The 9,181-nt window shown below is 59.1% G+C and carries 12 protein-coding genes; 8 read left to right on the top strand and 4 right to left on the bottom strand.

Annotated features, from left to right (window positions below; all coding sequences use genetic code 11):
- The 3 genes from H1Y01_RS16750 to H1Y01_RS16760 all read right to left on the bottom strand — a co-directional run.
- The coding region (locus H1Y01_RS16750; protein ID WP_180541650.1) for a PLP-dependent transferase at nucleotides 1-294 on the bottom strand (294 nt) is incomplete at its 3' end.
- A 249-nt stretch (nucleotides 295-543) separates the two neighbouring features.
- Nucleotides 544-861, bottom strand: coding sequence for a hypothetical protein (locus H1Y01_RS16755; RefSeq protein WP_180541651.1), 318 nt, complete (start codon nucleotides 859-861; stop codon nucleotides 544-546).
- A gap of 8 nt (nucleotides 862-869) precedes the next feature.
- Nucleotides 870-1,631, bottom strand: coding sequence for a fumarylacetoacetate hydrolase family protein (locus H1Y01_RS16760; protein WP_180541652.1), 762 nt, complete (start codon nucleotides 1,629-1,631; stop codon nucleotides 870-872).
- A gap of 77 nt (nucleotides 1,632-1,708) precedes the next feature.
- Between H1Y01_RS16760 and hfq the strand changes: the two genes are divergently transcribed.
- The 3 genes from hfq to pgsA all read left to right on the top strand — a co-directional run bounded on the left by hfq (nucleotide 1,709) and on the right by pgsA (nucleotide 4,177).
- A complete protein-coding gene (gene hfq / locus H1Y01_RS16765) occupies nucleotides 1,709-1,999 on the top strand; it encodes an RNA chaperone Hfq (RefSeq protein WP_180541653.1) in 291 nt (96 codons plus the stop codon).
- A gap of 17 nt (nucleotides 2,000-2,016) precedes the next feature.
- Complete coding sequence (hflX, locus tag H1Y01_RS16770) at nucleotides 2,017-3,330, top strand: GTPase HflX (RefSeq protein ID WP_180541660.1); 1,314 nt, start codon at nucleotides 2,017-2,019, stop codon at nucleotides 3,328-3,330.
- A gap of 184 nt (nucleotides 3,331-3,514) precedes the next feature.
- Nucleotides 3,515-4,177, top strand: a complete 663-nt coding sequence (gene pgsA / locus H1Y01_RS16775; protein ID WP_180541654.1) for a CDP-diacylglycerol--glycerol-3-phosphate 3-phosphatidyltransferase — start codon at nucleotides 3,515-3,517, stop codon at nucleotides 4,175-4,177.
- Here pgsA and H1Y01_RS16780 read toward each other — a convergent pair.
- Nucleotides 4,138-4,986, bottom strand: a complete 849-nt coding sequence (locus H1Y01_RS16780; RefSeq protein ID WP_180541655.1) for a helix-turn-helix domain-containing protein — start codon at nucleotides 4,984-4,986, stop codon at nucleotides 4,138-4,140. The two genes, pgsA and H1Y01_RS16780, sit on opposite strands and share 40 nt — an antisense overlap.
- 56 nt (nucleotides 4,987-5,042) lie before the next feature.
- On the opposite strand from H1Y01_RS16780, the gene H1Y01_RS16785 reads away from it, so the two are divergent.
- The 5 genes from H1Y01_RS16785 to truB form a co-directional block, all read left to right on the top strand.
- Nucleotides 5,043-6,110, top strand: coding sequence for a glycosyltransferase family 2 protein (locus tag H1Y01_RS16785; protein ID WP_180541656.1), 1,068 nt, complete (start codon nucleotides 5,043-5,045; stop codon nucleotides 6,108-6,110).
- Nucleotides 6,111-7,049, top strand: a complete 939-nt coding sequence (locus H1Y01_RS16790; RefSeq protein WP_180541657.1) for a class I SAM-dependent methyltransferase — start codon at nucleotides 6,111-6,113, stop codon at nucleotides 7,047-7,049.
- Complete coding sequence (locus H1Y01_RS16795; RefSeq protein WP_180541658.1) at nucleotides 7,046-7,744, top strand: class I SAM-dependent methyltransferase; 699 nt, start codon at nucleotides 7,046-7,048, stop codon at nucleotides 7,742-7,744. Before H1Y01_RS16790 ends, H1Y01_RS16795 begins: the two co-directional genes overlap by 4 nt.
- The gene (locus H1Y01_RS16800; RefSeq protein WP_180541659.1) at nucleotides 7,723-8,601 is read left to right on the top strand and encodes a M28 family peptidase; all 879 of its coding nucleotides are present in this window, start codon (nucleotides 7,723-7,725) and stop codon (nucleotides 8,599-8,601) included. Before H1Y01_RS16795 ends, H1Y01_RS16800 begins: the two co-directional genes overlap by 22 nt.
- Before the next feature lie 17 nt (nucleotides 8,602-8,618).
- Nucleotides 8,619-9,181 (top strand): tRNA pseudouridine(55) synthase TruB (truB, locus tag H1Y01_RS16805; protein ID WP_219341639.1); only part of this gene is annotated, 563 nt, incomplete at its 3' end.

Consider the following 9,181-nt stretch of genomic DNA (forward strand, 5'->3'; position numbering starts at 1 on the left):
CGACTGTAGCAGCGCGAAGTTGATTAGAGAAATCGCGCTTTGTCCGCCCGGCGTGATGAGCGTGCGGTAGCCGCCCTCTAACTCACAGACTCTGGCCGCCAACTCCAACGTAGTCGGCGTGCCGTAAAGTCCATAGGTGTAGCCGTGCTCGTATTGGTCCCACGCCTCAGTGACCGCGGCGGCATTAGGGAACAGCGTGGTTGACGCGCGATAGACAGGAACGTTGAGCGACCGGAAACCTTCAGGTACGCGCGCATCGCTGTGGATAAGTTTGGTCTTCCAGTTCTTGCTCATGTAAGATCAAGGGCTCAGCGTAGGTCTAAGCCGCCCACTCCGACGCACGACTTACCCGGCATCTTCTTCCATTGGATCGGCCCCACGGATCGGTTCGTCCCTTCGTGCCACTCGCCCGTAGAGCGCGAACAGATTCGGAGCGACGTGTAACTTGGATGTCGTCCGTCCAAGCAGTTAACGTCTTCATCTCGCCTGCGCTCAACCATGTACCAGCGAACCGGCTCGTTGTCGCGCCTGCCGTCGGCCGCTTCAACACGACGTCGCTCCGGACCTGGCCGCGCTCAAACCGACCACTCCAGCTATCAGTGTCAGCATGCCAGAGTAAGTCGACATTTGTCCGGGCGCGTTGGTTTTTCCGCCGAGCCGAACGCGTAGACGATTCCCGTCCCATATCGCACCTCCATCCTCGGCATCCGTGAAAAAGCTAAACCCACGTTGGCCGACGTCCGCCCCGGCTCGTTGAAAGAGTCCGACGGTAAGCTGCTGTTCCACCTGACGCAATGGGCTGAAACTGGCTTGACCACCACTGACCTCGGTAGTCGGCAGCACATTCATCAGCTTAGCCATATGTGAAGTCATCGCACCGGATTCAACAACACGCCAACGCCCGCAATCTCCACCTCCACCATATCCCCCGGCTTCAGTGCAAATGTATTCCCCGGAGTACCCGTATAGATCAGATCTCCAGGCAGCAGGGTGATCCACTGGCTCGCATAACTCACCACCGAAGCGCAGTCGTGGATCAAGTCCGATGTCGATCCATCCTGCGCCACCACACCGTTCACCATCGTCTTAATCGGGAGGTTATTAAAGTCCACGCCCGTGACAACGGCCGGCCCGAGTGGCGCAAATGTATCGCACCCCTTGGCGCGCCACCATTGCAGGTCCTTGTGTTCTCCGCGCTGCCATCCACGGTCGCTCACGTCATTCCCGCAAGTCACCCCAAAGATCGCTGCCGCCGCCTCATCGCGGGGCGCCGATCGCACCCGCTTTCCGATCACCAACACGAGTTCCCCTTCGAAATGCACATCCGTCGCGCCCGGCGGAATCACAATGGCCTCGCCCGGTCCGATGAGCGATGAGGGCGGCTTGTAAAAAAGCTCCGGCGATTCGGGTTCCTTCCGCCCCGCCAGGTGGCTGCGATAATTCAGCCCCACCCCAATGATCTTCGATGGCTCACACGGAGGGAGCAGGACCACGTCCGCGAGCGGCAACGTGCGGCCGGTTCGCGGTCCCGGCGCAAACAGATCCCCCTCCATCTCGTGAACTACGTCACGCTCCAGCATTCCAAAGTGTGCGGCTGCAGCAGTTCTAAATCGAACGAATTGAATAGGCATCAATAACTCATTACCCGTTCCGGAAGATAGTTTATGGGAGAATACAAAGAACTAACAAACTGCGTTCAGGGACCCCCATGGAGAAATCAACGCAGAACATTCAGGATAGCTTCCTGAATAATGCACGCAAAGAGAAGACTGTCCTGACCATCTATTTGATGGGCGGCGTTCGCTTGAACGGCCGCATCAAGAGCTTCGACAAGTACTCGTTGATCCTCGAATCGAACAATCAGGAGCACCTGGTCTTCAAACACGCCATCTCGACCGTGGTTTCCGGCCGCGCCGGACACTACATGACGGCGCATGCTCCCGCCGGCCGTAGCGGGACGGAAACCGAACCCGGCCAACACGACGCCTCGGAGGTCTAGCCGCGGAACGCGCTGTCCTGGTCGGCTTTGAAATTCGGTCCGCTTCGCACGTCAGCCATGCGGAGGAGTTCCTTGCGGAGCTTAAAGAACTTGCGGCTACGGCTGGAGCTCAGGTGCTCGCGTCCATTTCTCAGTCGCGTCACAAAGCGGATGCGGCCACGCTCTTCGGCCGCGGCAAAGTTGACGAGATCAAAGCACTTGCGGAGTCGGTCGGGGCGGATCTTGTTATTGTCGATTTCGATCTCAGCCCCACGCAACAGCGCAACCTTGAAAAGCTGCTCGATACGAAAGTCATCGATCGCACCCAACTGATCCTCGATATTTTCGCTTCCCGCGCCCGCACCAGGGAAGGCCGCCTGCAAGTCGAGCTTGCCCAGTTGAATTATCTGCTTCCGCGCTTATCCGGCCATGGCGTTTCCATGTCGCGGCTTGGCGGCGGCATCGGGACGCGCGGACCGGGCGAAACCAAGCTCGAAACCGACCGCCGGCGGATCCAGGGCCGCATCCGGAAAATCGAATCCAATATCGAGAAGGTGCGAGCCGGCCGGGCGCTGCATCGGCAACAGCGCCAGGCGGTTCCGCTGGCGACGATCGCGCTTGTCGGCTACACCAACGCCGGCAAGAGCACTCTATTCAACCGGCTCACTCAGGCGGGCGTGCTGGCCGACCGCAAGATGTTTGCCACTCTCGATCCCACCGTCCGGGCGCTTCAACTGCCATCCCGCCGCCGCGTGCTGCTCAGCGACACCGTAGGTTTCATCCGTAATCTGCCCACATCGCTGGTGCACGCGTTTCGAGCCACGCTCGAGGAAGTGGCCGATGCGGCGCTCATCCTGCATGTGATCGATGTGTCCTCCGAACAGGCGCCGGCCCAAACCGCCCAGGTGTTCAAAGTGTTGAACGAAATCGGAGCTTCCGGGACGCCCCAGATTCTGGTGCTCAACAAATCCGACCAACTGGTCCCGAACCCGGACCGGCCGGCAACCGATCCGGCGGCCTTAACGCGAAATGTCCTTAGGGAATCCCCGAATGTCGAGCATGCGTCGGTTCTCATCAGCGGACTAACGGGCGCCGGCATCGCCGATCTGCTTCGATGTATTGACGAAACCCTCCCCGAAGAAGCCCTTGCTTTCGGGCATTACCGCATTCCCGCCGGTGATGGCGCCGACATCGCGCGGGTGCATGCCGACGGACGTGTGTTTTCCGTGGAGTATCATGACGATGTCTGTGAAATCGAAGCGGCCGTAACGGCGACCTTAGGCAAACGGCTCGAACGCTTCGCAGTCGATTCGACGGAGCCTGTGGAAAATCCTGTGAGGAACTCGGTATGAACAATCGTTTCCCGCGAGTTTCACCCGTCCCGCAAATAGATTACCGGCCGGCCGGCAGACGGATAGCATCCTTTCAGAATGAGCAGTTTAGCAGCGGCTCCGATTTAATCAAACAAATCAATGCTGCGGTCCTAAGTTTGACAATGGACAGCCCGTTTTTCCACAAAATCGAGCGAGGCTGCTCGTGAATCTTCCCAATTTGTTAACGCTTCTGAGGATCTTTTTTGTGCCGATTCTGGTGTCGGTAATGGTTCAGGAGCGGATTTCGTTTCACTGGGGCGGTCTCTTCTTTTCGAATGATTTGCTCGCGCTCGCCATCTTTCTAACCGCCGCCGGTACGGATTTGCTTGACGGTTATCTGGCACGCCGCTGGAGACAGGTGACAACCGTCGGAACATTGCTCGATCCGATTGCCGATAAACTTCTGGTTTCCGCCGCATTGATTGCGCTTGTTCAAGTGCGCGCCGTTCCCGCCTATCTGACCATTTTGATTGTCGGCCGGGAATTTGCCGTATCGGGTCTGCGCAGTATCGCGGCGGCTGAGGGCTATACCATTCAAGCCAGCGACCTGGGAAAAACGAAGATGATTTCGCAGATCGTTGCGATATCGGTGGTTCTTGCCGGACTGCGTCATCCTTCGATGCGTACTTTCGGCTCGGTTTGTTTGTGGATTGTGGTGATTTTTGCGCTGGCGTCCGCGGTACAGTACTTCCGGAAATTCTGGCGTCAGGTGGATGAACGCGTTAAAACGCGGCGCCGGACGGAGCTGCTGATGGAAGAATCGCGGAAGCTCGGCCAACAGCGGGGTCAGAGGGGTTCGGAAACCGGCGTGGGCGTTCGCACCTGAGCTCCCGACGGAGTCAATGTGACCACTCGAATCTGACCTTTCGGTCCGATCGGCGCCACGTCATTCCCGTTCAGTTTGAGCTTGATGGCGCCGGCATTTCCCGCCCGGACGCTCACCACTGCGCTTGCATTTACCATTTTGGTTTCCCCTGAACTCAGGGTTCCCGCAAATAAAACCTTCCCGTCAGCTGTAATCTGCGTCCAGCAGGGCTCGTCAGCCGAGACGACGACATGCACGTTTCCGCCGGTGCCGGGCGCGACGGCGGGCGAGTCGAGAGGCGCTGGTTCGGGAGTGGCGGGCGCCGGATTTTCCGGCGGCTTCGCGACGGTCTGTTGGTTTCCCGGTGTCGTCGCGGGTGCGCTGCGAACCGTTGCGGCCGCGACCGGTTCGTGTGCGGCTTGTCGCCGAGCCTGCCAATATTCGTATGAATAGTAGGCTGCCGCGCAAACCACTATCGTCAAAACAAATGTGACGAACGCCGATACCGTATTGTTATCGAAGACGCGTCCCACCACGCCGGGCCGCATATTCGGTACGTGAAAGCGCGCTTCCGGCACCGTGAATTGGGGTTCCGGCATCTGCTGTTCGCGATTGAATTGCTCCACCATCGCCGCCGGATCCATCCGCAGGCACTCAGCATATTGCCGTACAAAATTCCGCGCGAAAATTACTCCGGGCAGCGATTCAAACTCGTCCTGTTCGATATGTTTTAGGGTGCGGACGGCGATCTTGGTGTATTCCGCGATCTCTTCCAGGTCCAGCCCTTGCCGGATGCGTTCCAAGGCAAGTGTGCGGCCTACGGTGGGCATGAAAAAGGACTTGCTCCTCGCCAACTATATAATACGACAAGGCGAGCCAAAGCTTAGTGGCTGAACCAGTTACCTCTATTTTTGAAGAACCGCCGTCACCTTTTCTGATTTCCGTTATCGTCGTCAATCATAATCGCTGCTCGCTCTTGCGTGCCTGCCTTACGTCGTTGTATCAGCAGATGGACGCATGCGCGGAGATCATTCTCGTCGACAACGGCTCTGAAGACGGGTCGGCGGAAATGACGCTCGCCGAATTTCCGGAAGTGCGCGTGATCCGAAATCCTGAGAACCGCGGCTTCTGCGAGGCGAACAATCAGGGCATTGCGGCGGCCCGCGGAGCTCTCGTCGCTCTGCTGAACAACGACGCCGAAGCGGATCCGGACTGGCTCAATGAACTCGCGCGCGTCTTTCAAATTTCGAGTGATGTCGGAATGGCGGCTTCGAAGATTGTCGTGTACTCTGATCCAACACGCATCGATAAAGCCGGGCATCTGATCTGGCTGGACGGGCAGAATCGCGGGCGCGGCACCGGTTCGCTCGACAACGGACAGTTCGATCGCGAAGAAGAAGTGCTGTGGCCGGATGGGTGCGCCGCGATGTATCGAAAATCGATGCTGGATCAGATCGGCGGCTTCGACGAAGATTTCTTCGCCTATGCGGACGACGCGGAGCTTGGTCTTCGTGCGCGGATTGCCGGTTGGCGATGTATTTACGCGCCGCGCGCCCGCGTCCGGCATCATCGAGGCGCCACGCTCGGGGTCGCCAGTACCCGCCGGCTTGCCCTCATTGAACGCAACCGGGTACTGCTTGCGGTGAAATTGTTCCCGTGGAGTCTTCTTTGGCTGAATGGGTTTTACTATGGGTGGCGAATATTCGCCGGGGCGCGTGCGGCGTTTGCGGGTCGCGGCGAGGCCGCGCTGTTTCCGGGATGGCGCGGTAAACTTCGCATCGCGCGAACCCTGCTGGCCGGAGACCTGGCTGCCCTGCGCTTTATTCCGCGCATGTTACGTAAGCGCGCGCAGATTCTTCGGACTCGAAAACTGACTTCCGCGGAAACGCGCCGATTGATTCTCGCCTATCAGATCCCGCTGGATGAACTCGTGTCGCAGGCGGCGATCGAGTAGATGGATCGCGATCTCTGTGTCCGTTGTAACGCGGCGGATGGCGATCCTTTCTTCGAGCAAACGGATCGGCTCTACAACACGACCCAACGACAATTCCAGATGGTTCGCTGCCGGCAATGTGGAATGGCGCGCCTGTCTCCGCCGCCGCCCGCGTCCGCACTGAGTGCCTACTATCCGGATCGCTACTGGTTTGATGCGCGGGGCGACCAGCTCTCTCGAATCGCGGAATCGTATCGCGTGCTGGTGCTTCGCGATCACATCGCGTTCATCGAAGGCGCATATCGCCACGCGAAGGCGACCGGTCCCGTGCTCGATACGGGTTGCGGCGGCGGTCTGCTCCCCGGCTTGCTTCGGAAGCGCGGCATTCCTGCATTCGGACTGGATTCCTCGCTCACCGCGTGCGCGCTTGCCTGGTCGGGCAACGGCGTACCGGCTGTAAATGGCGATCTCAACAAAGCGCCCTTTCACCCGCGCTCGTTCGCGCTGATCACTATGTTTCACGTTCTCGAGCATCTTCACCATCCGGCGGCGTACCTGGGCGCGGCCCGCGATCTGCTGCGGGACGACGGCCGCATCGTCGTTCAGGTCCCTAACCGGGCGTCCTGGCAGGCCCTGCTTTTCGGCAAAAATTGGAATGGATTCGATGTGCCGCGCCATCTGCAGAACTTCCGCGCGGAAGACATACAGGCACTTCTGGAACACAGCGGATTCACCATCATGCGGCGTAAGTTCTTCTCGCTGCGCGATAATCCCGCCGGGTTTGCTACCAGCCTGGCTCCGCGGCTCGATCCCGTTGCTCGCCGGGTTCGGGGGCTGCCTTCGAACAGCTTGCACCTGGCCGCATACGCAGTGCTGGCCGGATTGGGGTTGCCGTTTGCATTGCTGGAGGCCGCATTCGCTCGCGGTTCGAGCGTCATGCTGGAAGCGCGAAAGCGATGACGGCGACCGGATTTCTGAGTCGCGCGCCAAAGCCGATCCGAGAATGGGCGCTGCACTTCGAGTGTGCGATCGATCGCGCGGTCCGGCAATTTGCCGCGCAACTCGCTCCGGGCGCGTTCGTGCTCGACGCGGGTGCAGGAGAATGCCGCCATCGACAGGAGTTCTCGCAACAGCGATATATCGGGGTGGATCTCGGCGTAGGGGATTCACGGTGGAACTACGGTCATCTCGACGTTGTAGCGGATCTGACCGCATTGCCGTTTGCGACAGCCACGTTTGACGCGGCGCTCAACGTCGTCACGCTAGAACACCTGTCCGAGCCTGCCGCAGCCTTGCGCGAAATCGGCCGCGTGCTGCGAACCGGCGCGCCTTTTCTGCTGGTCGCCCCGCTCGAATGGGAAGAGCACCAGCAGCCCCACGACTATTTCCGTTACACTCGCTACGGCCTCGCGCTGTTATTGCGCCAAGCTGGTTTCGAGCCTGTCACCATCACACCCGCCGGCGGTTTCTTTCGGCTGCTCTCACGGCGCTTGTTGAACGGACTACAATTTTTTATGAGCGGGGCGCGCTGGATCTTATTTCTGCCGGCAGCCATCGTCTTCGTGCCGCTCTCACTTCTGCTGCTACTTTTCGAACCATTGGACACACAACGGAACTTCACCCTCGGCTATATATGTCTCGCTCGCAAGCTCTGATTTTTTGCCTGGCCGCATCATGTGCGGTTTCGGCGTTCGCGCGTCCGTTTAGCGGTGAAAAGGCGTTGGCATTTACGCGCGAGGCCGTGGCGGATGGTCCGCGTCCGTCCGGTTCGCCTGCAATCGAGCATCTTCGCGTGCAAATCCTCGCCGAGCTGAAGCGGACCGGCTGTAAAGTCTCGTTTGACGACTTCACCGCGACAACTCCCGACGGCGCCGTGAAAATGCGCAATATCATCTGCACATTTCCGGGCAAGTCCGGCCGCGCGGTCGTGATCACAGGTCACTACGACACGAAGAAGCAGCCCGGCTTTGTAGGTGCAAACGACGGCGGGTCATCCACCGGATTCTTAATGGAGTTGGCCGCGGCATCCGCCGGAGCGCCGCGCACGGACGACCTGGTTATCGTCTTCTTCGACGGCGAAGAAGCGGTTAAACAGTGGCAAGACGGAGATAACACTTATGGCAGCCGTCACCTGGCTGAAACCTGGAAGAACGACGGGATGTTAGGTAAGATCAAAGCTCTTATCAACGTAGATATGATCGGCGATAAGGATCTCGATCTTATCTATGACACGAATTCGACCACCGATCTGCGGAACCTGGTTTGGACGGTTGCCGAGAAGTCCGGCTATGGCGCGCATTTCCCCAGAACGCCGAGCGCGATGGAGGACGATCACATCCCATTCATTCAAGCGGGAGTGAAGTCCGTGGATTTGATTGACTTCACATTCGGTCCTCGAAATCAGTACTGGCATACCACGCAAGATACAATGGACAAGCTAAGTGCGAATAGCTTCGCCATCATTGGCGCCGTCGTGATGGACTCCATCCGCGAGTTAGAGGCGCAACCCTGATTTGCGGCGCATTCGTCGTGGATAAGCCGGCCGGCTGGACATCCCACGATGTAGTCAATAAGATCCGCCGCATCACCGGGGAACACTCGGTCGGACACTTAGGGACACTCGATCCGCTGGCGACCGGAGTTCTCCCGCTGTTGCTCGGCCGGGCGACGCGGCTGGCAAAGTTTTACGGTAGTTCCGATAAGGTCTACGAGGCTACGATCCGTTTTGGTTTCGCGACAACGACTTACGATACCGAAGGCGAGGCGACGACGGAGGCAGTCCCGGTGAGTCTAGATCCAGAGCAACTCGAATTAGCGCTGGCGCAATTTCGAGGCCCGATCGAACAGGTTCCCCCGGCATTTTCCGCGAAGAAGATACGCGGCGTTGCCGCCTACAAGCTCGCGCGGCGCGATCAGGTTGTAGAACTGGCCCCGGTCCGCGTGGAAGTTTACAGTCTGGAGCTGGTGCGCGTCAGCGGCGACACGGCCGAGCTGCGAGTCCATTGCTCCAGCGGCACCTATATCCGGTCGCTGGCCCATGACTTGGGTGGGGTACTGGGGTGCGGTGCACACTTGGTGGACTTACGCAGAAC

This window comes from Nevskia soli, assembly GCF_903970205.1.
GTDB lineage: Bacteria > Acidobacteriota > Terriglobia > Bryobacterales > Bryobacteraceae > Bog-113.

Coding starts and splice junctions, on each gene's coding strand:
- H1Y01_RS16755 (WP_180541651.1), bottom strand. CDS start 861: ATGGCTAAGCTGATGAATGTGCTGCCGACTACCGAGGTCAGTGGTGGT.
- H1Y01_RS16760 (WP_180541652.1), bottom strand. CDS start 1,631: ATGCCTATTCAATTCGTTCGATTTAGAACTGCTGCAGCCGCACACTTT.
- hfq (WP_180541653.1), top strand. CDS start 1,709: ATGGAGAAATCAACGCAGAACATTCAGGATAGCTTCCTGAATAATGCA.
- H1Y01_RS16780 (WP_180541655.1), bottom strand. CDS start 4,986: ATGCCCACCGTAGGCCGCACACTTGCCTTGGAACGCATCCGGCAAGGG.
- H1Y01_RS16790 (WP_180541657.1), top strand. CDS start 6,111: ATGGATCGCGATCTCTGTGTCCGTTGTAACGCGGCGGATGGCGATCCT.
- H1Y01_RS16795 (WP_180541658.1), top strand. CDS start 7,046: ATGACGGCGACCGGATTTCTGAGTCGCGCGCCAAAGCCGATCCGAGAA.
- H1Y01_RS16800 (WP_180541659.1), top strand. CDS start 7,723: ATGTCTCGCTCGCAAGCTCTGATTTTTTGCCTGGCCGCATCATGTGCG.